Source organism: Pseudorhodobacter aquimaris (assembly GCF_001202025.1).
Lineage (GTDB): Bacteria > Pseudomonadota > Alphaproteobacteria > Rhodobacterales > Rhodobacteraceae > Pseudorhodobacter > Pseudorhodobacter aquimaris.
The window spans coordinates 77790-103970 of the sequence record NZ_LGHS01000070.1 but is presented as its reverse complement, the minus strand read 5'-3'; the positions used below and the strand labels follow the sequence as shown (position 1 = coordinate 103970).

Sequence of the window (26181 nt, the reverse complement as noted above, 5' to 3'; positions counted from 1 at the left end):
GTCCGTACCGCTCGAAAGCATAGGTAAATGAGGCAGACGCCAGATGATATCAACGCCCGGCTGAAGCGCCCCGTCACGCTGACCCTCGCGGGTCTGTGGGCAGAGCGGCTGGTCTGGAGTTTCTGGCCAGTCTGGACCGTTTTGATCTTCGTGCTGGCGGTACTGGCCTTTGGTGTGCAGGATGTGGCCCCGCTCTGGGCGGTGCGGGCTGGATTGACTGCGGCGGGTGTTATGGCCCTTGCCGCACTCTGGCGCGGATGGTGCGGGTTTGCGCGCCCGACACGTCAGGATGCGCTGAACCGGCTTGATGCCACATTGCCCGGCCGCCCGATTGCCAGCCTGACCGATGCCCAGGCGATCGGTGCAAAAGACAGCGGATCACAAGCGGTCTGGGCCGCCCATCAGGCCCGAATGGCCGCCGCCACCGCCAAGGCGCGCGCCGTCCGCCCCGACCTTCGGCTGGCCTCGCGCGATATCTTTGGCCTGCGCTATATCGCGCTGACGGCCTTTGTGATCGCAATGATCTTCGGCTCTCTTTGGCGCATCACATCCATCACCGGGCTTGGCCCCTCGGGCGCCCAAGCCCTTGCCAACGGCCCAAGCTGGGAAGGATGGGTGCAGCCGCCGCCCTATACCGGCAAGCCGGTGCTTTACCTCAATGACATCGACCGCGCTGAATTTGAGGCACCAACCGGCAGCCGCATCCAACTGCGCTTTTATGGCGAGGTTGGCGCGCTAGGCCTGTCCGAGACCGTCTCGGGCAATCCCGTCCCCCCCGATGATGCCACCCCTTTGCGTGACTTTGAAGTGGCCCGAAACGGCACAGTTACCATCTCGGGCCCGGGCGGACAGAAATGGACCATCATCGCCACCCCGGACACCCCCCCCAGCATCATCGCTGCGGGCGAGCTGAGCCGCGAGGCAGACGGGCGCTTGAAGATGCCTTTCTCGGCCAAGGATGATTTCGGCATAACGGCAGGGCAGGCAGTGATCGTATTGGACCTGCCTGCGGTGGACCGCCGCTATGGGCTGGCCGCCGCCCCTGAGAATACGGATCCCGTCACCCTGGATCTTCCCTTGCCGATCTCGGGGCAACGCAGCGATTTCACCGAAACACTGGTTGATGATCTGTCCAAACATGTCTTCGCCAATCTGCCCGTGACCATAACCCTATCGGCCAGTGACGCCACCGGCCAGACCGGCAGCGCGCCACCGCTCTCGGTCACCCTGCCCGGCAGGCGTTTCTTTGATCCGCTGGCAGCCGCCGTGGCCGAGATGCGGCGCGATCTGCTTTGGTCGCGCAGCAATGCCCCGCGCGCGGTACAGGTTTTCAAGGCGGTCACCCACCGGCCAGAGGGGCTTTTTCGCAATGAAAAGGCGTACTTGCGCCTGCGAGTGGCGCTTCGTCGGCTGGAGGCAATAGCCGACACCCTGACGGTTGAGGCCCGCGATGAACTGGCCGAGGCCTTTTGGGATATCGCCCTGCTGATCGAAGAGGGCGACCTGCAATCCGCCCGCGAGCGACTCAAGCGCGCTCAGGACATGCTGGATGAAGCGATTCGCAACGGGGCTGATCCCGATGAGATTGAAGAGCTGATGCAAGAGCTGCGCGAAGCGACCGACGACTATATGCGCCTGCTTGCCGAAGAGGCCGAGCGCAACCCCGATGGCGCCGCCGCGGATGAGCAGAACGCGATGGAGATGACCGGCGACCAGCTCTCGCAAATGCTGGAAGAGTTGCAAAAGCTGTTGGAAGAAGGTCGGATGGAAGAGGCCGCCGAGCTGATGGAGATGCTGCGCCAGTTGATGGAAAACATGCAGGTAACCCAAGGCCAGGGGGGGCAAGGCGGCCCCGGCCAGCAAGCCATGGAGAACCTCGGCGAGACGCTGCGCGATCAGCAAGACCTCTCGGATGACAGCTTTTCCGAATTGCAGAACCCCGATGGGGAACCGTCACAAGAGGGCGAAGAAGGGCTGGCCGAGCGGCAACGCGATCTGCGCAAACGTCTGGGATTGCTGAGCGGTGGTCCCCTGCCCGGTGCCGGTTCCGAAGCGGGCGAGGCTGGCAGGCAGGCGCTTGATGATGCGGCCCGTGCAATGCAAGACGCTGAGCGTGCATTGGAAGAAGGCGACCTGCCCGGCGCACTGGACCGGCAAGCCGATGCGATGCGCGACCTGCGTGACGGAATGCGTAACCTTGGCGAGGCGCAGGCGCAAGACCGTCGCGAGGAGGGTGGCGACGGACAAGGTGAGGCCGCCGACCGTACTGCCCCCGGCTCTGCGCGTGACCCCTTGGGACGAGAGCAAGGCGAGGGCGCGCGCATTGGATCGGACCAGAACCTGTTGCAGGGCGAAGATGTCTATCGCCGGGCCCAAGACCTGCTGGACGAAATTCGGCGTCGGCAAGGCGACCAATCGCGCCCCGACACTGAGCGTGACTACCTTAAACGGCTTTTGGACCTGTATTGATCCGGCACTTCGCAAGCGCCTCGTCTAACGCTGGATCGCGGGTTAGGCACCGCCCAGATATTGATCCAACCAAAGTCGCAGTCCATTCACCGCCGCGACATAGGATTTCAAAACGCCCTCGGCTGCAGGGAATTGCTCCACCAACTTTGGCGCGGCCATATATGTCACCATAAGCAGGAAGGCGACCAAAAGGATCAGGAGAAACCCGCTGCGGAATGCGGCTTTTGAATGTTCGGTATCCAGCGCGGCACTTTGTTCCGGACCGTCCGCCTCGCCATGGCGGTTCTCGCTGCTGGCACGCAGGGTCGAATTGATTTCCTCTATGTCGGGCAAAAGATCGCGGCGCGCGGTCGGCTTGTCCGTATCTTCGGCCACAGGCTCGGGGACACGCAGACGTGCCAAACGGTCACGCACAGCTTTGGCGGCACCTGCGGTTTCCTCCAGCCCAAGATCAGGCTGGATTTCCAGCGGGCGCGGCACCTCGGAACGGCGGACCGCCGCCTCACGGTCGGCCTCTTCGCGCAGCACCGAAAGCAGGCTGTCATCCATACCCCGCCGCGGGGCGACCGGCTGCGGTGCTGGCGCACACTCCGCATCTTGCTCTTCCTCATCATCGTCCTCATCATCGTGATCGTACAACGGTGGAGGACTTCCAAAGGGTTCGGACGCTGGCGTTGGAGCAGGCTCAGGGATCGGGTCTTGTGGTGGCGCGACAGATTCAGCAGGGCGCACGGCCGCCTTGGGCGTCAAACGCGCCTCTTCTGCCTCGAAATCAATATCCAGAGGGGCTTGGAACCACGCATGGCCACAATCAGAGCATTGCACATCACGCCCGGAATCAGGGATCGCCCCTGTATCTACTTCATATTGCGCGCCGCAATTCGGGCAAACGAGCCTCATTTGCTTTTTCTCCGCCCCCATTACCGCATTTCCTAACTCAGTTTGTAGACCCGAAGTCCATTATATCCAAGCCTTTGCGAACAAATCGTTTACAAAATAGCGTTGAAACATCCATGACACTGCGCGAAACTGTGCCGAATGCGTAACCCTGTGGTGCGCACAACCGAGGTAGCTGCGTGATCGCATTTGAAAATGTCGCCTATTCCTATGGCGGGGGGGAATTGTTATCCGAGGTCAGCTTGCGGCTGGCACCGGGGTCGTTCCACTTTTTGACGGGGCCGTCCGGTGCGGGCAAGTCCACGTTGTTAAAACTGTGCTATGCAGAGCTGTTGCCAACGGCCGGTCATATCACCCTGTTCGACCGCGACGTCCACGGATTGGACCGTGATGAGGTCGCCATGCTGCGCCGTCGCATGGGGGTGGTGCATCAGGATTGCCAGTTCCTTGACCATCTGCCGCTGACCACCAATCTGACCCTGCCCGCGGCGGTATCGGGACGTCAGGCCGAGGCCGCCGACCTCAAGGATCTGTTGGGTTGGGTCGGCCTGTCACGCCTTGGCGATGCCTTGCCGCCACAGCTTTCAGGCGGGGAGCGACAGCGCGCCGCATTGGCCCGCGCGGTCATCATGTCGCCCGATGTGGTGCTGGCGGATGAGCCAACGGGCAACCTTGATTGGGATATGTCATTGCGCCTGCTGACCTTATTGGTAGAGTTGAACAAGATGGGCAAAACCATTCTGGTGGCCACCCATGACCTCAACCTGATCCGGGCCGCGAAACAGCAGGTGCCCGCAAGGGTGCTGCGGATTTCCAAGCGGCGCTTGCAACTGGCGGGGGCGGATCTGTGAAGTTTTCCGCGATCACCGATATCTTGCGTGGCGACAAACAGGCCGACCGTGTGGTGCCGCCCTCGGGACATACTGCATGGCTGACCAGTTTTACCGCAGCCGCCATGACCTTTCTGGCGGTGTTTGCGCTGGCTTTGTCACTGGCCACCGGCCGACTGGCCGACCGCTGGGGCGACGCGCTGGCCCACAGTGCCACGGTGCGTATCTCCGCCCCTACCGGACAGTTGGATGCGCAAACTCGTGCCGTTTTGGATGTGCTGGCCACAACGCCCGGTATCGCCCGCGCCCGCGCGATGGAGGATGCCGAGCAGCGGGCCTTGCTGGAGCCATGGTTCGGCCCCGACCTGCCGCTTGACGCGTTGCCCATCCCCAGACTGATAGAGGTCACCGAAAGCCGCGAGGGCTATGACAGCGAGGGATTGCGGCAGCGACTGGCGGCCGAGGCCCCCGGTGCCGTGCTTGATGACCACACCCGCTGGCGCAGGCCCTTGGCAGTGGCGGCGGGACGCCTGCGGCTTTTGGGTGTGACCTCGATCTTGCTGATCGGGGGGGCGATGGCGGCGATGATCACCTTGGCGGCAAATGCATCGCTGGCGGCAAATTCCCAAGTGATCCGGGTTTTGCGTCTGGTGGGGGCAAGGGATGCCTATATCGTGCGCGCTTTTGTGCGGCGGTTCACTCTGCGGGCGCTGGCGGGATCAGTGGTCGGCGCGGTGCTGGGGATGATCGGTGTCGCCTTTCTGCCAGCCGCTGATATGGCGGGCGGGTTTCTGACGGGGCTTGGATTTCAGGGGTCCGGATGGCTTTGGCCGTTTCTTCTGCCGCCGCTGGCCGCTATGGTGGCCTTCTTTGCAACCCGATTTGCCGCTTTTCGCAAACTCAAGGAACTGACCTGATGCGCTATGCCCTGCAATGGCTGCTTTCGCTGATCTTCATCGTGCAGATGTATCTTGCCTTGTTTGTCGTCGGGCTGCTCTATCTGCCCTATGCGATCTTCTCGCGCAAAGGGGCGCTGGCGGCCTGTCATGCCTATGCGGCTTGGGTGATGTTTTCGCTGCGTTGGCTGACGGGGATGCGCACCGAGGTTCGCGGCACACCGCCCACCCATGCAGCGCTGGTCGCGGCCAAGCATCAGAGCTTTCTGGATGTCCTGATGATCTTTCATGCTGTACCCCGCGGCAGGTTCATCATGAAACGGGAATTGATGTATGCCCCCGTGGTTGGCTGGTTCGGGCTGCGCATCGGCTGCGTTCCGGTGGACCGTGGCAAACGCGGGGCGGCGATTATGAAGATGATGGCAGATGTGAAGTCCGGCGTGCAACAGGCCGGGCAGTTGATTATCTATAGCCAAGGCACCCGCGTCGCCCCCGGCGTCAAGGCACCCTATAAGGCAGGCACGGCGGCGCTCTATACCCAGTTGGGACAAGACTGCGTGCCTGTTGCCACCAATGTGGGCGTGCTTTGGCCCAAACACGGGATCATGCGCAAGCGCGGCGTGGCCATTGTGGAATTCCTACCAACCATCCCGCCGGGCCTGCCAAAGCCCGAGTTTATGGAAAGGTTGGAACGTGAGGTGGAGGCAGCATCCGATGCCCTGATGGCCGAGGCAGGCTTTACCGCCCCGACCTAAAGGGGGCGCGCTTTACGCCGACACCCCGCACAAACCAGACAAAACATCCGCCGCGATCTGGAATGAGCCTATCCGCGCCGCGCTATCATGGATCATCCCTGTCACCATAATCTCATCGGGTTGATGGGTGTCGATCAAGCGCCCCAGCTGCTCTTTTACCGTTGCCGCGGATCCGGTCGCCGAACAGGATAGCGCCTGTTTGACCCCCGCCATAACCGGCGCAGGGATCTGACCCGCAAGATCATCCGTCGGATAGGGCAGCTTGCCGGGTTTACCCGTGCGCAGGTTTGCAAAGGCAAGAAATTGCGAGGACCGCAGATAATCCGCCTCGGCATCCGTGGGCGCGGCAAAAACCCCCGCCGCCATCATCGCATAAGGGCGCGCCAGATGTTCGGAGGGCTGAAACGACGACCGGTAAATCGCCAACGCCTCGGCCAGCATGCCAGGCGCAAAATGGGAGGCGAACGCATAGGGCAACCCCAGATAGGCCGCCAGTTGCGCGCCATAAAGGCTGGACCCGAGGATCCAGACCGGCACATGCGTCCCTGCCCCCGGAATGGCGCGCACCGGCGCATTGTCGGGCATGTCACCCAGATAGGCGATCAGCTCTTGGACATCTTGTGGAAAGCTGTCTTCGGGCGCCATATGACGGCGCAACGCGCGGGCGGTTGCCATATCGGTTCCGGGTGCCCGCCCGAGGCCAAGGTCGATCCGGTCGGGATAAAGCGTGGCCAGCGTGCCAAACTGTTCGGCCACAACCAAAGGCGCGTGATTGGGCAGCATGATCCCGCCGGCCCCGATCCGCATCGTCTTGGTCGCCCCCGCCACATGGCCAATCACCACGGATGTGGCGGCACTGGCGATGCCGGGCATATTGTGATGCTCTGCCAGCCAGAAACGGTGATAGCCCGCAGCCTCGGCGGTGCGGGCCAGATCAACCGTATTGGACAGGGCAGCGGCGGCGGTTTCACCCTCGGGAACAGGCGATAGGTCGAGAATTGAGAATTTTTGCATGGCAGACTCCTTAACGCCCTACCTAAGCAGTCGAAGCACCCGAACCAAGATGTGAGCGTGATGTTTACGTCAGGCGGGGACCCGGATGCGCCCGTCGCTGATGCGCACAGCCTGGCCTGCGACACGCACCGAGATGACCCCATTGGCATCGCATACCACCGTCAGCGCGATCTTGCTTTTGCGGCCCATCTCAACCCCTTGCAGCAGGGACAAACGGGTCTCACCCTGCCCCAGCGCACCAGCGGCCCAAAGCTGGGCACCAAGAATGGCCGAGGCAGAGCCTGTCGCGGGGTCTTCTGGGATGCCCGCGGTGGGCGAAAACATCCGCGCCTGATAATCCGCGCCCTCCCCCTTGGTATAAAGATAGGCGCTGTCCACACCCCCCGCCGACATGACCTGTGACCATGCAGGTTCATGGACTTGCGCATTGGCCAGCGCCGCGCGATCTGCAACGGGGATATAGAGGAATCTCGGCCCCCCTTGCCACAGGCCGGGGCGGTGACGGCCAAAGCCGATAACACCGGTGCCCACACCCACAGCACGCGCCAAAAGCGCAGGGTCCAACGCCTTTGCATGATCCGGCCCCTCGGCCACAAAGGGGGTGACCGGCGCGGTCAGCTCGGCGACTACCTCGCCTTGGGTGCGGGTCAGCGTTACGGGGACCAGGCCCGCCTCTTCCTCCAGCACGATGCGCAGCGGGCCCGCGCCCATAGCAGCCTCGGCCAGCAGGATGGCACAGCCAATGGTGGGATGGCCTGCAAAGGGAATTTCGGCTGTCGGGAAAAATATTCGCACGCGGGCGGTATTGGCCGGATCTACAGGGCGCTGAACAAAAATTGTCTCGGAAAGGTTAAACTCCCGCGCGATGGTCTGCATCTGCGCGTCCGTCAACTCATCGGCCCCCAGAACAACTGCCAAAGGGTTCCCTGCAAAGGGCGTATCGGTGAAAACATCAAGGGTGTGAAATGCCAGCATCCGCGCCTACGACAACATGCCGCCATCGCTGTCATCACCAGCCACTTCCATCAAGTTATCGAAATCCTGAATTGTCACATTGCGCTTGCCATCCAGCGCAATAATCCCGTCCTTACGCAGCGCCGACATCTGCCGCGAAACGGTTTCCAGGGTCAGCCCCAAGTAATCGGCCATTTCCTCACGCGTCAGCGGCAACTCAAAAGAGATCCGCCCCGAGGGACGCCTCTGCATCAAACTGGCATCGCGCCGCGCGATGATCGCCAGCAGGCTTGCGATCTTTTCGCGTGCCGTTTTACGGCCAAGCAGCAACATCCATTCGCGCGCTGAATCCAGCTCATCCAGCGTCATCTCAAGCAGGCGTTGCCCGATGCGCGGCGTGTTCAGCATCATTTCCTCAAACGGTTTCTTGCGAAAACAACACATCACCAGATCCGTGGTGGCCGTCACATCATAGGCCGCATTGGCACGCCCCGGACGGCCCAGAAAATCAGACGGCAGCAACAGGCCCACCATCTGGCGGCGGCCATCCTCCATCGTCTGGCTCAGCGTTGCGATCCCTTTGACCACAGAGGCCACAAAATCCATCCGGTCACCCGACCAGATGACCGTCTGTCCGGCCTGAAAACTGCGGTAGTATTTGATCTCTTCCAGACGGTTCAATTCGGTTGCCTCGCACCGAGAGCAAACCGCGCGGTGGCGAATGGGGCACTCACCACAATCGTGGGCAAATGAATGTGTGTCCAGCATGGGCATATCCGCGTTCCGATTGATTTAGGTCAAGGTCTAAACTCTACATATACGCCAAATGATTAGATATGAACACACAATCAGAGCTAAAGCGCCTTGGGCTATTTGACGCGCGCGTCCCGCGATACACCAGCTACCCGACTGCTCCGCATTTTGCACCGGGCGTCGGGGCGGAAACCTTTACCAGTTGGATAGAGGCAATTCCTGCCAAAGCTTCGATATCGCTTTATATTCACGTGCCGTTTTGTCGGCGCCTGTGCTGGTTTTGTGCCTGCCGAACGCAGGGCACATCCTCGGATGCACCGGTTATCGCCTATGCCGAGATGCTTGCCGCCGAGATTGAACTTTTGCGCCGCCATCTTGCGCCCGGCGTTACCCTGTCGCGCCTGCATTGGGGGGGCGGCACACCTACGCTATTGATGCCCGACCTGATGCGCAACCTTGCCGATCAGGTCTTTGACGTGGTGCCTTTGGCCGAGGGGGGGGAGTTTTCGGTTGAAATCGACCCCAATGAGATTGACGCCGCACGGCTGGATGCGTTGGCTGCAGCCGGTATGAACCGCGCCTCTATCGGGGTGCAGGATTTTGACCCCGAGATTCAGAAAACCATCGGGCGTGAGCAAAGCTATGAGCTGACAAAACAGGTGGCGGATATGATCCGCGACCGCGGGATCAAAAGCCTGAACGCCGATATCCTTTACGGATTGCCGCATCAGACCAATGACCGTATTGCCGATTCGGTGGGGAAACTGCTGACCCTTTCGCCAGACCGTGTGGCGCTTTATGGCTATGCCCATGTACCATGGATGAGCCGCCGCCAGCAATTGATCCCATCTGACAAGATCCCGACGCCCGAAGCGCGGCTTGACCTGTTTGAAACCGCGCGCAAAATGTTTGTCGATGACGGCTATGCCGAGGTTGGCATCGATCACTTTGCCCGCCCCGCCGACGGGTTGGCCATTGCCCAGGACAAGGGTGCGCTGCGCCGGAATTTTCAGGGCTATACCGATGATACCGCCACTGCACTTATCGGGCTGGGTGCATCCTCTATTTCGCGGTTCCCGCAAGGGTTTGCGCAAAATGCCAGCGCCACGGCGGCCCATACCAAGGCCATCAAAGAGGGGCGTTTCTCCATCCACCGTGGCCATGTCTTTGGCGGGGACGACCTGCTGCGCGCTCGCATCATCGAGGCCTTGATGTGTGACTTCCACGTCAGTCGGCCAGAACTGTTGCACGACTTCAATGCCGATCCAGAGGTGCTGGAAGAGATGTTCCAAAACGCTGTCGCCCAATTTGGGGATATGTTGCATCTGGATGCCGAGGGCCTTAGCATCCCTCCCCGTGCGCGCCCGCTGACACGGCTGATCGCGCGGGCCTTTGATGCCTATGACCATGCCAAAGCCCAACATTCTGCGGCAGTTTAGGCCGGTTTTAGTGCGAAACCTTCGACAAAATCGATCATGCGCGGCAAACAGATGCCGTGCAGGTCGTAATGATCAAGTACCGTCTGCCGCGCGGCTTTGCGCTGGGGCATGAAACGTTCCGGCGCGGCCAGCCCTTCGGTCAGCGCTGCAGACCACGCCTCGATATCAAAGAAATCAACCAAGCGGCCATTGACGCCATCCTTGATCACCTCCTCTACCGGGGCGGTTCTGGAACCGACGACATAGGCCCCCGTCGACATTGCCTCAAGCATCGACCAAGACAGAACGAAAGGATATGTCAGGTAAACATGCACGCGGCTGACCTGCATCAACGAGACGAAATCGGGGTAGGGCACTTTACCCAGAAAATGCACGCGGGCCATATCAAGACGGTCCGCCACCTCATCCAGAAAAATCTGTTTCCACGTCTGCCCCTTGGGCGCGGCGGCACCATAGCTGACCTCATCGCCGCCAACCAAAACCACCTGCGCCTTGGGCCGTGCTGCCATCACATCAGGCAAGGCCCGCATAAAGCTGTGATAGCCGCGGTAGGGTTCAAGGTTGCGGTTCACAAAGGTCAGCACCTCATCGCCCGCATGCAATATCTGACCGTTCGGCAAGGTCAGATGTGCCTGCGGATTCGGGGCCATCACATCGGTATTCACCCCGTCAAAGATCACCTTGATCATCGGCTGCAAGGCGGGGGGATAGGCGCTTGCCTGCCATTTCGTCGGCGCAAGGGCGGCATCGGCATGTAGCAGGGATTGCCCCAGATGGGCCGCACGTGATTGCGCCATCATCACCGCATCAAAGCCGGGGCGGCTGAATTCGGGGTCGAACCCCACATCCCGCCCCACCCCGCGATAGTAGAACTCGGCATAGGCGATCAGCTTGGCCTCGGGCCAGACCTCTTTTAAAAACAGCGTCTCCCCCCAGCCGGAATGACCCAGAATCACATCCGGCACATAGCCATGCTTGTCGCGCAGTTGCAGGCAGGCACGGGCCACAGTCACCCCCCGGTCCGACATCTGGGTAAAGTTGCGGCCTAACCGGGTGGCGGCCGGATCAGGGGGGGGCGTGTTATGCCGATAGCGCAGAACGGGGATCTGGCTTTTGCGGGCGTTCTTGATGTCCGTCAGGGCGCGGCAATCATGCCCGCGCGCGGCCAGCGCCGGGGCAAGGTGTAAGAACTGCCCAGGAAAATTCTGATGGACAAAAAGGATTTTCATAGGTCGCGCCCGAAGGCCGCCGCCATCAACCCGCGCGTATATTCGGTTTGTGGCGCGTCAAAAATCTGCGTGCCCGGCCCCTGCTCAACCACATCGCCCTCTTTCATCACGATCACCTGATGCGCCAGCGCGCGCACCACACGCAGGTCGTGGCTGATGAACAGATAGGCCAGCCCGTGTTTGCGTTGCAAATCGCGCAACAGCTCTACGATCTGGACCTGCACCGTCATATCCAGCGCCGAGGTCGGCTCATCCAGAAGCACCAGTTTCGGGCGCAGGATCATCGCGCGGGCAATCGCCACACGTTGCCGCTGACCGCCCGAAAACTCATGCGGGTAGCGGCCCATCATGGCAGGGTCCAGCCCCACCTCACTCATGATCTCGGCCACCATATCACGGTGGCTCTTGCCCGAGGCGGTGCCGTGAACGCCCAAGCCCTCGGCGATGATCTGCTCGATCGTCATGCGCGGCGAGAGGCTGCCGTATGGGTCTTGGAACACCACCTGCATTTCACTGCGCAGGGGACGCATTTCCTTGGGCGAGAGGCCTTGGATATCGCGGCCCATAAAGGCCACGCGCCCCTCGGATGCGATCAGGCGCAAGATGCCCAAGGCCAGCGTGGTTTTGCCCGACCCGCTTTCGCCCACAATCCCCAAAGTCTCACCGGCGCGAACCGAAATGCTGGCCGCGTTCACCGCCTTTACGTGACCCACCGTGCGGCGCAAAAAGCCACGATGGATCGGAAACCAGACACGCAGATTGTCGGTTTCCACCACCGGCGCGCCTTTGTTCGGGGCCGTGTCGGGGCGGCCTTTCGGCTCTGCAGCCAGCAGGGTTTTGGTATAGGGATGCTGCGGGTTGTCAAAGATCTCCGCGGTGCGGCCTTGCTCCACAATCTCGCCGTTTTGCATTACACAGACACGATCCGCGATGCGGCGCACTATGCCAAGATCATGGGTGATGAACAACATGCTCAACCCCTCGGCGCGCTTCAATTCGGCCAGAAGCCCAAGGATCTGCGCCTGAATGGTGACATCCAGCGCGGTTGTCGGCTCATCCGCGATCAACAGCTCCGGCCCGTTTGCCAGCGCCATCGCGATCATGACCCGCTGGCGCTGTCCACCCGAGAGCTGATGCGGATAGGCACCCAGACGGTTTTCGGCATCGCGAATGCCCACCCGTTCCAACAGCTCCAATATCCGCGCGCGTGCAGCCGCACCGTCAAGCCCCTGATGCAAAGACAGGCTTTCGCCAAGCTGCTTTTCGATGGTGTGCAAGGGGTTAAGGCTGGTCATCGGCTCTTGGAAGATAAAGCTGATGTCATTGCCGCGCACGCGGCGCAGCTCGGCCTCATCGGCGCCGATCATCTGGGTGCCGTTATACAGGATAGAGCCTTCAACTTCGGCCGCGCCGGGCAACAATGCCACAGTCGACAGCGCCGTCACCGATTTGCCCGACCCGCTTTCCCCCACCAGCGCCACGGTTTCACCCTTGGCCACGGTAAAGGACACGCCTTTGACGGCACGAATAACGCGGCCATCCTGACGAAAACCGACGTTCAGATTTTCAACGGAAAGGACTGTATCGCTCATTGGAAAGTCTTTCGCGGATCAAAGGCATCGCGCACGCCCTCAAAGATGAACACCAAAAGCGAGAGCATGATTGCAAACACCGAAAAGGCGGTAAACGCGAGCCAAGGCGCCTGCAGGTTCTGCTTGGCTTGCAGCGTCAGCTCCCCCAAGGAGGGCGCCGAGGCGGGCAGGCCAAAGCCCAGAAAATCCAGCACCGCAAGCGACCCGATGGTGCCGGTGATGATAAAGGGCAGCATCGTTAGCGTGGCAACCATCGCATTGGGCAGCACATGGCGGAACATGATCACCCGATCCGACACGCCAAGGGCCCGCGCCGCGCGCACATATTCAAAGTTACGCGCGCGCAAGAATTCAGCCCGCACCACGCCCACAAGCGCGGTCCAGCCAAACAGCACCATCAGCCCCACCAACAGCCAGAAATTCATCCGCCAGATCGCGGCGACAATGATGATGATATAAAGGCTGGGGGTAGAGCCCCATATCTCCAGCACGCGCTGGAAAATCAGGTCGACCCAACCGCCGAAATAGCCCTGCACCGCCCCCGCCGCGACCCCGATTACCGAAGTCAGCAACGTCACGATCAACGCAAAAGATACCGAGAGGCGGAAGCCATAAATCACGCGCGCCGCCACATCGCGTGCGGTATCATCGGTGCCCAACAGGTGGTTGGCATCGGGCGGGCTGGGCGCCGCGCGGCCGATATTGTTGATGGTGTTATAGCTGTAGGGGATCGGCGGCCAAAGCATCCAGCCGGGGGTCGTGCCCTCCAAGTTGCCTGCCTCCAATGCCTCCATCGCGGTATCGGGGTCATCCAAGCACATCTCTACGCCGCCGGAACGGATCAGACAGCGGACCTCGATATCGCGGTATTTGGCCTCGGTTCTAAAATCGCCGCCAAAGGCGGTTTCAGGATAAAACTGAACGAAGGGCGCGCGCAATTCGCCCTGATAGCTGACCAAAAGCGGCTTGTCATTGGCCAGCACCTCGGCAAAAAGCGACAGCCCGTAAAGCACAAACAACAGCCAAAAAGACCAGAACGCGCGACGGTTGGCCTTGAAGTTACGCCAGCGACGTTGATTTAGCGGGGAAAGAGCCATTAGCCACGCCCCTCGAAATCAATGCGCGGATCAATCCAGACATACATCATATCCGATAAAATCCCGACCAGAAGCCCCATGATCCCAAAGGCGTAAAGCGTGCCGAACATCACCGGATAATCCCGCTCTACCACGGCCTTGAACCCCATCTGCCCCAGGCCATCAAGCGAGAAGATGGTCTCGATAATCAGGCTTTGGCCAAAGAAGATCGACACGAAAGCCGCCGGAAACCCAGCGATCACGATCAGCATCGCATTGCGGAACACATGGCCATAAAGCACCCCGCCCTCGGACAAGCCCTTGGCGCGGGCGGTCATCACATATTGCTTGCCGATCTCATCGAGAAAACTGTTCTTGGTCAGCAGGGTCAGCGTCGCGAAACTGGCGATGGTCGAGGCCACAATCGGCAAAGTCATATGCCAAAGATAATCACCCGCCTTGCCCAGCATCGACAGGTCCTCAAACCCCTCGGACGTCAGCCCGCGCAGGGGGAACACCTTCCAATAAGAGCCCCCCGCAAACAGCACCAAAAGCAGAATCGCGAACAAAAACCCCGGAATGGCATAGGCCACGATAATCACCCCAGAGGTCCATGTATCAAAGGCCGTGCCATCGCGCATCGCCTTGCGGATGCCCAAAGGAATAGAGACAAGATAGGCAATCAATGTGGACCAAAGGCCCAGACTGATGGAGACCGGCATTTTCTCCAGCACCAGATCGGTCACGGATATCGACCGGAAATAACTTTCGCCAAAATCGAACCGCGCGTAATTCCACATCATATCGAGGAAACGCTGCAAGGGTGGCTTGTCAAACCCGAACTGTTTTTCCAATTCCTCGATGAATTCCGGCGGCAGGCCGCGCGCGCCCAGATATTCACTGCCGCCCGCGCTTTCGATGCCCGCATCGCCCGATCCAGAGATGCCTTGCAACGCATCCCCGCCACCATCAAGCCGCGCCAACACCTGTTCAATCGGGCCGCCGGGAACGAATTGCACAAGGGCAAAGTTGATGATCATAATTCCGATCAATGTCGGAATGATCAGCAACACCCGCCTGAGGATATAGGCTCCCATAATCTGCTTACCTGCCGTCTTATTATTATTTCAACACGCCTGACGCCTCCAGCGCCGCCGCTTTTTCCGCGTTGTACCACCAGAAGGTCAATTCGCCCAGCGCATAGGGCGGCAAGTTTTCAGGGTGCTCATACATATTGTAATAGGCCACCGTATGCGTCGGCTTATACCATTGGAAAATGCCAAAACGTTCCGCCCGCATCACCCGGTCCAGCGCCATCGTCGCGGTGGTCAGGCTGTCGAGTGTATCCGCGGCCAGCACCACATCGATCATCCGGTCCACCGCCGGACTTTTCAGCCCCATCGCATTGAAAGAGGACACATCCGCCGTTTCCGACCCGTAGTATTGCTTTAACTCGGTCCCCGAGAAATAGCCGGTCTGGTTGAAATGGTTGGTAATGTCGAAATCAAATTTCGGCGGGCGGGTGCGATCTTCCATCTGGGCGTTTTCCACGCGGGTCAGTACCGCATCAACGCCAAGGCTGCGCAGGTTGTCCACGAAAGGGTTGATCACGCGGTCAAAGGTCGGGCTGTCCTCCAGAAACTCTATCCGCAGTAATTCACCCTTGGCATTGCGGCGCATCCCGTCATCACCCACTGCCCAGCCCGCCTCATCCAGCAGTTTCGACGCCTTGCGCAGATTGCCACGGTCCATCTGACGCGCGCCCGATACCGGCGGCAGTACCGCCTCATCCGTCAGGATCGAAGGGTCAAGCAACCCGTCATCGACCAAGGGTTGCAACAAGGCAACCTCGGCCTCGGAGGGCGTGCCTTTTGCCTCCATAAAGCTGTTGCCCCAATAGGACGGGATGCGCGAATAGATCCCGTAGAACAGCGTATCATTGGACCATTCAAAGTTGAACATCAGGCCGATGGCCTCACGCACACGGGGGTCCTGAAACTTTTCACGCCGCAGGTTGAAGATAAAAGACTGACCCGTAGATTTCTGCCCCGAGGGCAGTTCCGCCTTGATCACATCGCCGTTTTGCACAGCAGGAAAATCATAGCCCGTCGCCCATTTGATCGAGGATGCCTCGTTACGGAAGGTATAGCTGCCGCCCTTGAACCCTTCAAACGCCGCATCATAATCCGAGAAATATTCAATCCGGATGCTGTCGAAATTATTCGTCCCCACGCGCAGCGGGTGGTCAGCGCCCCAATAGTCGGGATTGCGCGCATAGGTCACCGATTCCCCCGTCCGCATCTTATCCAGAACATAGGCCCCCGTTCCAAGGAAAGGCGTCAGGCTGCTTTCGGCCAGATCCAGTCCGTTTGCCTCATAATGCGCCTTTGACAGGATCGGCAAGCCGCCCACATCCTGCGGCAGATCGCGAGTGGGAATGTCGGGCTTGAAGGTGAACTTCACGCGCAGGGGATCAAGCGCCTCGACCTTTTCCACCTTGGTCGCAAAGATGGTGCGAAAATCGGTCAGCCCTTTGGCCAGAAAGGTCTCATAGGAAAAGATCACATCCTCGGCCGTCATCGGGCTGCCATCGGAAAAGCGCACATCTTCGCGCAGATTAAAGATCACCCAAGAACGGTCCTCGGGGTATTCCAAACTGGAACATAGCAGGCAATAGGCCGCGCCGATCTCATCATCAGGGGCCTCCAGAATTGATTCGAAAGCAGCCGATGACAGCGCCGCCGCACGCCCCTTGATCGAATAGGGATTCATGCTGTCAAACCCGCCCGAGGTCCATTCCGAAATCTCGCCTCCCTTGGGCGCATCGGGATTTACATAGGCAAGATGCGTAAAATCAGACGCGTATTGCAACTCGCCAAAGGTAGAGATGCCATGCGATGTGATCACAGTCTCGGCCTGCGCCGCGCCGAAAACCCCGGCAAGCGCCACAATCAATGCACCGCTTGGCAGGTGTTTGGCGTTGTGTGCCCCGCCTGTTCGCATCCGTATCATCGCTGTTCCTCCGTTTAGGCCAAAAGTACCGGCATCCCGCCGCAACTCGACAGGCCGGATGCTAAAGCGCTGCATTTGCGGTCTCAAGTTGCGATTGCGTGAGATTCGACGCAAAACGCAAAAGACCGCCCGAAAGGCGGTCTTTTCAAATCAATTTCAATACGGTCACTCTTGTGTGGCCAACCAGGCGATCAGGTTTACACGGTCTGTCGGCTTGGGCAGACCAGCAAAGCTCATCTTGGTACCGGGGGCGTATTTTTTGGGGTTCAGCAAGAATGCATCCAGATTTTCCGGTGTCCATGTATCGCCTTTCATGGCCAGCAACACGTCGGAATAAGCGAACCCATCAGAAGATGCCTTGGCGCGATCCACGATGCCGTTCAGATGCGGACCAGTGCCATCACTGCCGTCAAGCCGGTGGCAGGCCTTGCACTTCGCGAACACCCTCTCACCCGACCCCACATCGGCGCTTGCATAAAGTTCTTCGAATGTCGGGCCTTCTTCGGCCACTTCATCGGCGTCATCCGAACCTGTATCAATGGTATAGGCTTGGGTTACCTCCCCGCCGTGTCCACCGCCTGTGACATAAAGCGCACTTGCAGCCCAGCCCCCAAGCATAAATACCAAAAGAGAGCCGCAAACGGCCCCAACCACTTTTGTCATCGTCATCGTGTCGAACATGTCGCGCCCCGCATCAGCGTTTTCCTGACGTGCTTCTAACCGCTTCCCATAGCGTATTTCAAGGTATAGTAGCACCAACACCCACCCTTGCGCCGCTTTTATTGACGGAGACTGCAAAAATGACCGGACGTATCGCCTTTCAAGGAGAGCTGGGCGCCTATTCCCACGAGGCATGCCGTCAGGCCCGCCCGGATATGGAAGCCGTGCCGTATCATACATTTGAGGACGCGATTGAGGCCTGCCGCTCTGGCGAGGTTGATCTGGCGATGCTGCCGGTCGAAAATTCCACCTATGGGCGCGTGGCCGATATCCATACGCTGCTGCCCGGCTCCGGTTTGCGGATCGTCGACGAGGCATTTGTCCGTGTGCACATCAGCTTGCTGGCACGGCCGGGCACAAAACTGGCCGATGTCACCCGCGCAATGAGCCATACGGTCTTGCTGGGCCAATGCCGCGACTTCCTGAAATCCCATTCGATTGCGACGGTGACGGGCGTGGACACCGCTGGCTCGGCCAAGGCCGTTGCCGAGCAGACTGACCCATCCCTTGCCGCCCTCGCCTCGGAACTGGCCGGCGAGATTTACGGGCTGGATGTTCTGGCCTCCCGGATCGAGGATCAATCCAACAACACAACCCGTTTTCTGGTGATGTCGCGCGAGGCCGACCATTCGCGCCGCGCCGAAAAGATGATGACGACATTCACCTTCCGGGTGCGCAATATTCCCGCCGCACTTTACAAGGCGATGGGCGGGTTCGCGACCAATGGCGTCAATATGACCAAGCTGGAAAGCTATATGGTCGGCGGCTCCTTCACCGCGACCGAATTTTACGCCGACATCGAAGGCCATCCCGAAGACCCCAACGTCATGCTCGCGCTGGATGAGCTGCGTTACTTCACCTCCCAGCGTGATATTCTGGGTGTCTACCCGGCAGATCCGCGCCGTAACTAGCAGGTTTTACCACAGGCTGGCTTAAACGGATTTTGCCTGCTTGCGGTAACGGTCTTCGATACCAGCCGCGGCTTTGATCAACTGTTGTCTGAAGCGTTGGTTGACCTTTGCCTTGGCCAAACGCAACGATTTCAGGAACAACCGCGCGGCAAGCGTATTGGGTTTGATCTCTGTCGAGATCACAAGCCGCGTACGGGCCGCGCCAATCGCTGTCATTTCAACCGTCGTCACGCCATTGCCCGGTTTGGAGAGGCACTCCAGTGTCATCTCCTGCTCTGGCGTCAGTGACAAAAGCCTCAGCGTTGCCGCCCGCCTTTTACCGCGAAAGTCGAAACCCAACCTCCAATTCATTCCCGGACCGGGTTGCGCAAGACTGTCCAGACGGTCCACCTCGGCCCCGCGGGTACGAGCAGACCCTTCCCACTTGTCAAAATCGGTCAAAAGCGCATTTACAAAGCCAATCGGCGCGTCAATTTCTTCTTTGGCGGTCAGTTTCAACTGGGTGTCCTATTGTTAAGCCCGTGGCGGGATGGCGCTACACAGGCTGCATGAATTTGCGAACAATGTCTGTAGGTTTTCACAATGCAAAACGATATGTCACGCGATCCGACCCGCAAGCCATCCTACAATCAGATGATAGGCAATCGCACCCTTGCGGGCAGGTTTGACGGTTGGATGCGTGCCGGCCATCACCTCCAGCATCTCCTCGCGGGTCATCCAGATCGCATCATCCAGCTCTTCCGGGTCCAGCGTGATCTGGTCCGAGGTGGCATCCCCGATAAAGCCCATCATCAATGAGGCGGGAAACGCCCACGGCTGGCTGGTCACATAGCGCACATCGCCGACGGTGATGCCGGTTTCTTCGACCACCTCGCGGCGCACGGCGGCCTCGATCCCCTCCCCCGGCTCCAGAAACCCTGCAAGACAGGAATACATCCCCGCGGGCCAACCATGAGAGCGCCCGATCAAAAGCTTATTTCCCCTTTGGATCAACATGATCACCACCGGATCTGTGCGCGGGAAATGCTGGGCGGCACATTTGGGACAAGCGCGCTGCCAGCCCGCATTGATGGGTTTGGACTGCGCGCCACAAACCGCACAAAAGCGGTGGCTGCGATGCCAATGCAGCACCGCCTTGGCTGTGGCGACCAGTTCGGCATCCCGCGCCGAAAGCTGAACCATGACGCCGCGCAGCTCTACAAAAGCATAAGCGTCGGACAGGCTTGGATGAAACTGGGTCGAGCCGTCAAAGAACCCCGATTCCACCGCCTCCGCCCCCGCTTCGGGCGCCCAATCCGAGATATCCTGTGCAAAACGCGCGATCCCATCGTCCATCCCAAGAAACACCGCCTCTGCCCCATGCGCAAGCACCGGATGCCCCTGCGGAACCCATGCCAGCCTGTCACCGCCATGCACCAAGGGTTTGCCCCGCCAAAGTGGCACCACTTGCCCGCCATTTGCCAATAGTTCCGCGACCCTGACGCTATCCCGACGCAGTTCGGCACAACGCTCCAGGCCGGAGCCCGCAAAAGTAAGTACGTCCAGCGAAATCATGGCGGCCCTGTCTGTCATCTTAGAAATGAATTGCCAATGGTGCCATGAGGACCGCCCCCACGCAATCGGCAGATACCGAATTTTCAGGCAGGAACAGTAAGTTTGGCAACCATTTTTGGACATTTGCGACAATGGCTTGCATAAAATGCAACTAAAATGCGAAACCTATTGCAAAATGCCAGCTTGTGATGGCAATTTTGCAAACGGGCCGTTAACACAGTTCAGTCCCGTATTTTGTCAGCCTTGGTTAGGCACAACCACACAAACAGTCACCGCCAAGGGACCGCCTTGACCTCATCCAACCCTCTTTGCGCCGGCATAACCGGAGATGAAGCCACCTTGCGCATCCTGCAGACCGGTGACCTGCACGCCCATGTTTTCCCGTTCGATTATGACCATGACCACCCGATCGATACCTTGGGACTTGCCCGCACCGCTTCGCTGATTACTGCGGCGCGCAAAGAGGTTGGCAATTCCATCCTGCTGGACAATGGCGACTTTTTGCAAGGCAGCGCCTTGGGCGACTATGTCGCCTATGACCGCGGGCTGCGCGACGGCGACCTGCATCCCGTCATCGCCGCGATGAATGTGATGCGCTATGACGCGGCGACATTGGGCAACCATGAATTCAACTTTGGCCTTCCATTCATGATGGCCGCCATCCGGCGCAGCCAGTTTCCTTTTGTCAGCGCCAACACTTTGATAGAGCGCGGGGAAACCCCGCATGACGACAAGCGCCTGCTGCCGCCATATGTCATCCTCAACCGCCGCATCCGGGACAAAACGGGCAAGGCGCATCCCATTCGCATAGGGGTGCTTGGCCTGCTGCCGCCACAATTCACCACATGGGATGAAACCCAGATCGACGGCAAGCTGTTTTCCCGCGACATCGTGGAAACAGCAACGGCCCTGATCCCGGAAATGAAGGCCGCGGGGGCCGATATCATCGTCGTTCTGGCCCATAGCGGTATTGGCGAGCGCATCTATTCCAACGGCATGGAAAATGCGGCCTACCCTCTGGCCAGATTGCCGGGGGTGGATGCGCTTGTTACCGGGCATACGCATATGCTGTTCCCTTCACAGCAATTTGCAAACATGCCGGGAATAGACATCACACGCGGCACCCTGGAGGGTACGCCCACTGTCATGGCAGGGTTCTGGGGGTCGCATCTGGGATTGATCGACCTGTTCCTGGAACATAAATGCGGCAAATGGCGGGTGCTGGACAGCCAGTCTTCCATCCGCGCGATCGCCGAGACCACTCCCGACGGAAAACGGGTGCCTTTGGTCGAATCTTCGCCCCGGGTCTTGCGGGCGGTGCAACATCACCACGATGCGACACTGGATTACATGCGCTATCCTGTGGGCAAGACAAAGGTGCCGATCCACAGCTTCTTCGCGCTTGTCAAGGATTGCATCTCGGTGCAACTGATATGCCGCGCACAACAACGTTTTGTTGCGCAGAAAATGAAGCGGGGGCCACATTCGTCCCTGCCGATCCTATCGGCCGCCGCGCCCTTTAAATGCGGTGGCTGGGGCGGGCCGGAAAATTATACCAACATCCCTGCCGGGCCGCTGCACCAACGCAACCTGTCCGATCTTTATTGCTTTCCCAATACCATATGCGCCCTTCGATTACGGGGCGCGGATATTCTGGACTGGCTGGAACGGTCAGCCGGAATATTCAACCATGTAACACGCGGCAAGCATGACCAGCCGCTTTTGAATGACGCCTTTCCCTCCTACAGCTTTGACGTCATCTATGGGCTGACCTATCAGATCGACCCGTCACAGCCCCCCCGTTATTGCCCGCAGGGCACCTTGATCAACCCTCAGTCACAGCGCATCCGCAACCTGCATTACAAGGGTAAACCTCTGGATTTGGATGCGTATTTTCTGGTCGCCACCAATAATTACCGCAGCAGTACCCGCTCGGCAATTTATGGGGCGGATGCATCCGAGGTGGTCTTTGCCGAGCCGATCAACATTCGCACGATCCTGTATAATGAAGTGACCCAAAAGCCTGTACTAGATGCGCGTCCTTTGCCGAACTGGTCAATTGCGCCGATGCCGGGCACCAGTTTCACGTTTGAAACCTCGCCGGATGCGGCGAGGTTTCTGGCAGATCTGGGAAATATCTGGATCGACCATTTGGGTGAAAATGCTAACGGATTTGGCCGCTACCGGCTGTGGCCGTAAGCTTCGATACCAAGCTCAGCCTTGTCGAGACCAAGGACCTCATCCTCTGAGCTTGGCCGCAGACCGATGGTGACCTTCAAGAGCGTCCACATCAGGCCCGATGCCGCAATCATGAAGCCACCAATCGCGGCAAACCCCAAAAGCTGTGTACCAAAGCTGGTGCCAGCGGTGTAGAATGGCACCGCCATCGTGCCCCAGAACCCGGCAACAAGGTGTACCGGGATCGCACCAACCACATCATCAATGCGCAGGCGGTCCAGCATCGGCACAACAACCACGGCAATCCCACCGCCAATCGCACCGATCCACAATGCGCCAAAGAGAGAGGGATCAAGCGGCCCTGCTGTAATCGACACCAAACCGGCCAGCGCGCCATTCAGCACCATGGTCAAATCGATCCGGCGATAGATTGCCTGGGTCAGCACCAGCGCACCGATTGCCCCGCTGGCAGCAGCCATATTGGTGTTGGCAAAGATGATCGCAACAGCATTCGCATCTGCCTCGGTCCCCAGTGCAAGCTGTGAGGCACCATTGAAGCCGAACCAGCCCAACCACAGCACGAACGTCCCCAAGGTCGCAAGGGCCAGATTGTTGCCCGGCATCGCGGTCACCTGACCGTTTTTGCCGAATTTGCCCAGACGAGGCCCAAGGATCAGCGCGCCGGTTAATGCGGCAAACCCGCCCGCAGCATGCACCAGGGTAGAGCCTGCAAAGTCACTGAACCCTGCTTCCGACAGCCAGCCCCCGCCCCACTGCCATGATGCACCGATCGGGTAAAAGACGCCCGTCAGCATCACCGTAAACGCAAGGAAGGGCCATAGCTTGATACGTTCCGCCAAGGTGCCCGACACGATAGAGGCAGTCGTTGCGCAGAACATCAACTGGAAAAAGAAATCCGAACCGACTGCATAGGTCGCATCCGCCGCGATATCGCCTTTGATCGATGTCGTGGAAAAGGCGCCAATCAGCCCCGGAATGGTCCAGCCATCGCCGGGGTACATCAGGTTATAGCCAACCAGCCAGTACATCACCGCGGCAATCGCAAAGAGGACGATGTTTTTGGTCAACTGCATGGCCACATTCTTGGAACGCACCAGCCCGGCTTCGAGCATGGCAAAGCCTGCGGCCATCCAGAATACCAAAAAGCCGCCGATCAAGAACAGCAAGGTGTTAAAGATAAACGCGTTATTGACGGGCGGTTCTGCGCTTTGCGCCCATAGTGGCAAGGGCGCAAGGGCCATTGCCGCCCCTGCAACAAGGGTTGCTGTTTTCAGTTTCATTTTCCGTTTCCTTTTTGCGCCGGTCAAAGCGTTTGGTGGTCGGGTGGCGGGCCGGATGACCCTGCCTTTAACGGGGCCATTTTGCAGGCGCAGCACAAGCAACGGGCCCCGTCACTGGTGCAAAAAACAGCATTTGCCCATAAATTTTGCACATTTTGGCAAAACCGCTTAGAAAACCGACTTCAATGATACGTCAGCAAGCTGTCTTAACACTCCACAATCGGGCGTAGGCAAGCTATGGTCGCGCCAAATAATGCGTGAAAACACGAAAGACATTGCATGAGCAGTTCAGGCAAAAAGCCAATGGTCGCGGATCGCCGCTACAAGAAACCGGCTGGCGGGGGCAAATCCAAGCCGCCCAAAAAGCCGCGGTCCAAGGGCCGTGCGCCACGACGCGCAACCGCCAGACGCGGGATATTGGGCTGGGTCATGGCATTCTTTGGCCTGATCTGGCGCATCCTTTGGGGCTTTACCTGGCGGGTGGGGGCGGTTCTTGCGCTGATCGTGGCGGGTGTCTCCTTTTACTTTTACGCGCAGATGCCGCCGGTGGGCGATATGCTTGATGCCCGCGCGCGCGGTTCGGTGACCTTGCTCGACCGTGATGACAAGGTTTTTGCCTGGCGGGGCGAAACCTTTGGGGGCTCGGCCACGGCGGGGAATGTCTCGCAATATTTGCACGATGCGGTGATCGCGACCGAGGACAGGCGTTTTTATCGGCATTTCGGGATTTCCCCGCGCGGGATCGCGTCAGCCGTGCGGATCAACCTGCGTGAGGGGCGCGGACCGTTGCAGGGCAATGGCGGCTCTACCATCACGCAACAGGTGGCCAAGCTTTTGTGTCTGGGCGTCCCTTTCGATCCGACCGAATGGAAATCCGAGGCGGAATATGAGGCCGATTGCCGCAAAGGTGGTCTGATGCGCAAAGTCCGTGAGGTGCCTTATGCCTTTGCCCTTGAGGCGCGCTATACCAAGGAAGAGATCCTGACGATCTATTTCAACCGCGCCTATCTGGGCGCAGGGGCGCGCGGGTTCGAGGCCGCCGCACAACGCTATTTCGGAAAATCCGCCAATGTGGTGAATGCCGCCGAGGCCGCTATGCTTGCCGGATTGTTGAAGGCCCCCTCTACCTATGCGCCCACGGCCAGTCTGCAACGGGCGCAAGACCGCGCACAACTGGTGCTTGACCTCATGCGCGAACAGGATTTCCTGACCATGGCAGAGCATGAGGCCGCAACCCGCGACCCTGCCACTTTGTCCGAGGCGGCTGACGCGCGTGTCGGCACCTACTTTGCGGATTGGGTGATGGGCGAGGGACCCAACTTCCTGACCAAGGACACCACCGAAGATGTAATCATGCGCACCACGCTGGACCAACGCCTGCAAACCGCCGCCGAAGAAGCCTTGGCCGATATTTTCGCGACCAAAGTGCGCGACGGTTCAAAGGCAGAGGCAGCCGTGGTGGTAATGTCGGCCGATGGTGCGGTGCGCGCGATGGTCGGCGGACGCAAAAACGCCCCTCCCGGCAGCTTTAACCGCGCGACCATGGCCAACCGTCAAACCGGATCGGCCTTCAAGCCCTTTGTCTATGCCGCCGCGATGGACCTTGGCTATACCCCCGCCGATTATGTCGAGGATGCACCGCTGACGATCAACGTCCCAGGCTCCGGCCCCTATTCGCCGCGCAATTATACCAATAAATATCTGGGGCTGATCACCCTGACCAAAGCATTGGAGCAATCGGTCAACACCGCCGCCGTGCGTATATCTGAGGCGATGGGCCGCGATGTGGTGCGCAAAGTGGCCTCTGACTTCGGGATCGAGAGCGATCTGGCCGCGGGGCCGGCCCTTGCGCTTGGGGCCTCCGAATCGACCCTGCTGGAAATGACAGGCGCCTATGCCGGCATCCTGAACGGGGGGTCCTCGGTGCGCCCCTACGGTTTGATCGACCTGCGTCTACAAGGCGACGACACCCCGCTTTTGGGTCAGGACGGCGGCATCGGGGAACGGGTAATCGCGGATCAATCCGCCAAATACCTGACCTATATGATGCATATGGTGGTCGAAGAGGGTACCGGCGGGCGCGCCAAGCTGGCAGATCGGCAGGCAGCGGGCAAGACCGGCACCACCTCGGCGGCGCGGGATGCGTGGTTTATCGGCTTTACCGCCGATTATGTGGCCGGCGTCTGGATGGGCTATGATGACAACACGCCCCTCAGCGGCGTGACGGGCGGTGGCCTGCCCGCCGAGATATGGCATGAGGTGATGACCCGCGTGCATGAGGGTATGCCCCCCCGCGCGCTTCCGATGATCATCCCCGAGCCGCGCCTGCCCCCCCAGCCGCAATATCAAGATCCGCAATACCAGCCGCAACAACCGCAGATGCAAAGCAATGACCCGCAGGCGCAACAGCAACCCGGCGGGGCCCCCTTGGCCGACCGCATTTTGCAAGAGGTCTTGGGCATTCTGGGCGGCAACTAACGCCCGCAAAGATCAGGTGCAAAGCATGCAGGGACCATCCGTCATGCACGCTTTGCGCCTTTTTTGATCAGGTCCTGTGGCGGGCAAGGTTCTGATAAGGATTTGGCACTAATCTGGGCAATA

The 26181-nt window shown here is 59.5% G+C and carries 21 protein-coding genes; 8 read left to right on the top strand and 13 right to left on the bottom strand.

Annotated elements, in window-relative coordinates; genetic code table 11:
• Positions 1 to 27: 27 nt before the first annotated feature.
• Positions 28 to 2469 carry a DUF4175 domain-containing protein gene (locus AKU94_RS14865; protein ID WP_050528045.1) on the top strand — a complete coding sequence of 814 codons (2442 nt, stop codon included), beginning with the start codon at positions 28 to 30 and terminating at the stop codon, positions 2467 to 2469.
• A 42-nt stretch (positions 2470 to 2511) separates the two neighbouring features.
• On the opposite strand, the gene AKU94_RS14860 is transcribed toward AKU94_RS14865, so the two are convergent.
• Complete coding sequence (locus tag AKU94_RS14860) at positions 2512 to 3369, bottom strand: zinc-ribbon domain-containing protein (RefSeq protein WP_198144920.1); 858 nt, start codon at positions 3367 to 3369, stop codon at positions 2512 to 2514.
• A gap of 176 nt (positions 3370 to 3545) precedes the next feature.
• Here AKU94_RS14860 and AKU94_RS14855 point away from each other — a divergent pair, with 176 nt between their 5' ends.
• From AKU94_RS14855 to AKU94_RS14845, 3 genes are read left to right on the top strand one after another with little or no spacing between them, the layout of a single operon-like run.
• Positions 3546 to 4217: a cell division ATP-binding protein FtsE gene (locus AKU94_RS14855; RefSeq protein WP_050528043.1), complete on the top strand. Its 672-nt coding sequence runs from the start codon at positions 3546 to 3548 to the stop codon at positions 4215 to 4217.
• Positions 4214 to 5113 carry a cell division protein FtsX gene (locus AKU94_RS14850; protein ID WP_050528042.1) on the top strand — a complete coding sequence of 300 codons (900 nt, stop codon included), beginning with the start codon at positions 4214 to 4216 and terminating at the stop codon, positions 5111 to 5113. Before AKU94_RS14855 ends, AKU94_RS14850 begins: the two co-directional genes overlap by 4 nt.
• Positions 5113 to 5847, top strand: coding sequence for a lysophospholipid acyltransferase family protein (locus tag AKU94_RS14845; protein WP_050528041.1), 735 nt, complete (start codon positions 5113 to 5115; stop codon positions 5845 to 5847). The genes AKU94_RS14850 and AKU94_RS14845 overlap by 1 nt, the downstream gene beginning before the upstream one ends.
• A 12-nt stretch (positions 5848 to 5859) precedes the next feature.
• On the opposite strand, the gene AKU94_RS14840 is transcribed toward AKU94_RS14845, so the two are convergent.
• The 3 genes from AKU94_RS14840 to fnrL form a co-directional block, all read right to left on the bottom strand.
• Entirely contained in the window at positions 5860 to 6861 is a 1002-nt protein-coding gene (locus AKU94_RS14840) for an LLM class flavin-dependent oxidoreductase (RefSeq protein WP_050528040.1), read from the bottom strand.
• Between the two features lie 69 nt (positions 6862 to 6930).
• The gene (locus AKU94_RS14835; RefSeq protein WP_050528039.1) at positions 6931 to 7836 is read right to left on the bottom strand and encodes a PhzF family phenazine biosynthesis protein; all 906 of its coding nucleotides are present in this window, start codon (positions 7834 to 7836) and stop codon (positions 6931 to 6933) included.
• Positions 7837 to 7842: 6 nt separating this feature from the next.
• Complete coding sequence (fnrL, locus tag AKU94_RS14830; RefSeq protein ID WP_050528155.1) at positions 7843 to 8583, bottom strand: transcriptional regulator FnrL; 741 nt, start codon at positions 8581 to 8583, stop codon at positions 7843 to 7845.
• A 68-nt stretch (positions 8584 to 8651) separates the two neighbouring features.
• On the opposite strand from fnrL, the gene hemN reads away from it, so the two are divergent.
• On the top strand, positions 8652 to 10007 hold the full coding sequence (gene hemN / locus AKU94_RS14825; RefSeq protein WP_050528038.1) for an oxygen-independent coproporphyrinogen III oxidase: 1356 nt from the start codon (positions 8652 to 8654) through the stop codon (positions 10005 to 10007).
• Here hemN and AKU94_RS14820 read toward each other — a convergent pair.
• The 6 genes from AKU94_RS14820 to AKU94_RS14795 form a co-directional block, all read right to left on the bottom strand.
• Entirely contained in the window at positions 10004 to 11236 is a 1233-nt protein-coding gene (locus AKU94_RS14820) for a glycosyltransferase (protein WP_050528037.1), read from the bottom strand. The genes hemN and AKU94_RS14820 overlap by 4 nt on opposite strands.
• Positions 11233 to 12828, bottom strand: coding sequence for an ABC transporter ATP-binding protein (locus AKU94_RS14815; protein WP_050528036.1), 1596 nt, complete (start codon positions 12826 to 12828; stop codon positions 11233 to 11235). Before AKU94_RS14815 ends, AKU94_RS14820 begins: the two co-directional genes overlap by 4 nt.
• Positions 12825 to 13925 carry an ABC transporter permease gene (locus tag AKU94_RS14810; protein ID WP_050528035.1) on the bottom strand — a complete coding sequence of 367 codons (1101 nt, stop codon included), beginning with the start codon at positions 13923 to 13925 and terminating at the stop codon, positions 12825 to 12827. Before AKU94_RS14810 ends, AKU94_RS14815 begins: the two co-directional genes overlap by 4 nt.
• Positions 13925 to 15001, bottom strand: a complete 1077-nt coding sequence (locus tag AKU94_RS14805; RefSeq protein ID WP_050528034.1) for a microcin C ABC transporter permease YejB — start codon at positions 14999 to 15001, stop codon at positions 13925 to 13927. The genes AKU94_RS14810 and AKU94_RS14805 overlap by 1 nt, the downstream gene beginning before the upstream one ends.
• Positions 15002 to 15026: 25 nt before the next feature.
• The gene (locus tag AKU94_RS14800; RefSeq protein WP_050528033.1) at positions 15027 to 16916 is read right to left on the bottom strand and encodes an extracellular solute-binding protein; all 1890 of its coding nucleotides are present in this window, start codon (positions 16914 to 16916) and stop codon (positions 15027 to 15029) included.
• Between the two features lie 165 nt (positions 16917 to 17081).
• Complete coding sequence (locus AKU94_RS14795; RefSeq protein ID WP_050528032.1) at positions 17082 to 17597, bottom strand: c-type cytochrome; 516 nt, start codon at positions 17595 to 17597, stop codon at positions 17082 to 17084.
• 119 nt (positions 17598 to 17716) lie between these two features.
• Between AKU94_RS14795 and AKU94_RS14790 the strand changes: the two genes are divergently transcribed.
• The gene (locus AKU94_RS14790) at positions 17717 to 18547 is read left to right on the top strand and encodes a prephenate dehydratase (RefSeq protein ID WP_050528031.1); all 831 of its coding nucleotides are present in this window, start codon (positions 17717 to 17719) and stop codon (positions 18545 to 18547) included.
• Positions 18548 to 18568: 21 nt separating this feature from the next.
• On the opposite strand, the gene AKU94_RS14785 is transcribed toward AKU94_RS14790, so the two are convergent.
• Positions 18569 to 19045, bottom strand: coding sequence for an SRPBCC family protein (locus AKU94_RS14785; protein ID WP_050528030.1), 477 nt, complete (start codon positions 19043 to 19045; stop codon positions 18569 to 18571).
• Between the two features lie 99 nt (positions 19046 to 19144).
• Positions 19145 to 20101 (bottom strand): NAD(+) diphosphatase, encoded by a 957-nt coding sequence (gene nudC, locus AKU94_RS14780; protein WP_050528154.1) that lies wholly within the window; start codon positions 20099 to 20101, stop codon positions 19145 to 19147.
• 339 nt (positions 20102 to 20440) lie between these two features.
• Here nudC and AKU94_RS14775 point away from each other — a divergent pair, with 339 nt between their 5' ends.
• Positions 20441 to 22300, top strand: a complete 1860-nt coding sequence (locus AKU94_RS14775; protein ID WP_198144919.1) for a bifunctional 2',3'-cyclic-nucleotide 2'-phosphodiesterase/3'-nucleotidase — start codon at positions 20441 to 20443, stop codon at positions 22298 to 22300.
• Here the strand turns inward: AKU94_RS14775 and AKU94_RS14770 are convergent.
• Complete coding sequence (locus AKU94_RS14770; protein WP_050528029.1) at positions 22282 to 23580, bottom strand: ammonium transporter family protein; 1299 nt, start codon at positions 23578 to 23580, stop codon at positions 22282 to 22284. The genes AKU94_RS14775 and AKU94_RS14770 overlap by 19 nt on opposite strands.
• A 279-nt stretch (positions 23581 to 23859) precedes the next feature.
• On the opposite strand from AKU94_RS14770, the gene AKU94_RS14765 reads away from it, so the two are divergent.
• Positions 23860 to 26058 (top strand): transglycosylase domain-containing protein, encoded by a 2199-nt coding sequence (locus tag AKU94_RS14765; protein ID WP_050528028.1) that lies wholly within the window; start codon positions 23860 to 23862, stop codon positions 26056 to 26058.
• Positions 26059 to 26181: the final 123 nt, after the last annotated feature.

Excerpts from the sequence above, each read along its gene's own strand:
- nudC (WP_050528154.1), bottom strand. The coding sequence starts at position 20,101 with ATGATTTCGCTGGACGTACTTACTTTTGCGGGCTCCGGCCTGGAGCGT.
- AKU94_RS14810 (WP_050528035.1), bottom strand. The coding sequence starts at position 13,925 with ATGGCTCTTTCCCCGCTAAATCAACGTCGCTGGCGTAACTTCAAGGCC.
- hemN (WP_050528038.1), top strand. The coding sequence starts at position 8,652 with ATGAACACACAATCAGAGCTAAAGCGCCTTGGGCTATTTGACGCGCGC.
- AKU94_RS14770 (WP_050528029.1), bottom strand. The coding sequence starts at position 23,580 with ATGAAACTGAAAACAGCAACCCTTGTTGCAGGGGCGGCAATGGCCCTT.
- AKU94_RS14845 (WP_050528041.1), top strand. The coding sequence starts at position 5,113 with ATGCGCTATGCCCTGCAATGGCTGCTTTCGCTGATCTTCATCGTGCAG.
- AKU94_RS14765 (WP_050528028.1), top strand. The coding sequence starts at position 23,860 with ATGAGCAGTTCAGGCAAAAAGCCAATGGTCGCGGATCGCCGCTACAAG.
- AKU94_RS14805 (WP_050528034.1), bottom strand. The coding sequence starts at position 15,001 with ATGGGAGCCTATATCCTCAGGCGGGTGTTGCTGATCATTCCGACATTG.
- AKU94_RS14835 (WP_050528039.1), bottom strand. The coding sequence starts at position 7,836 with ATGCTGGCATTTCACACCCTTGATGTTTTCACCGATACGCCCTTTGCA.
- AKU94_RS14865 (WP_050528045.1), top strand. The coding sequence starts at position 28 with ATGAGGCAGACGCCAGATGATATCAACGCCCGGCTGAAGCGCCCCGTC.
- AKU94_RS14795 (WP_050528032.1), bottom strand. The coding sequence starts at position 17,597 with ATGTTCGACACGATGACGATGACAAAAGTGGTTGGGGCCGTTTGCGGC.
- AKU94_RS14815 (WP_050528036.1), bottom strand. The coding sequence starts at position 12,828 with ATGAGCGATACAGTCCTTTCCGTTGAAAATCTGAACGTCGGTTTTCGT.
- AKU94_RS14820 (WP_050528037.1), bottom strand. The coding sequence starts at position 11,236 with ATGAAAATCCTTTTTGTCCATCAGAATTTTCCTGGGCAGTTCTTACAC.
- AKU94_RS14800 (WP_050528033.1), bottom strand. The coding sequence starts at position 16,916 with ATGATACGGATGCGAACAGGCGGGGCACACAACGCCAAACACCTGCCA.
- AKU94_RS14790 (WP_050528031.1), top strand. The coding sequence starts at position 17,717 with ATGACCGGACGTATCGCCTTTCAAGGAGAGCTGGGCGCCTATTCCCAC.
- fnrL (WP_050528155.1), bottom strand. The coding sequence starts at position 8,583 with ATGCTGGACACACATTCATTTGCCCACGATTGTGGTGAGTGCCCCATT.
- AKU94_RS14840 (WP_050528040.1), bottom strand. The coding sequence starts at position 6,861 with ATGCAAAAATTCTCAATTCTCGACCTATCGCCTGTTCCCGAGGGTGAA.
- AKU94_RS14860 (WP_198144920.1), bottom strand. The coding sequence starts at position 3,369 with ATGAGGCTCGTTTGCCCGAATTGCGGCGCGCAATATGAAGTAGATACA.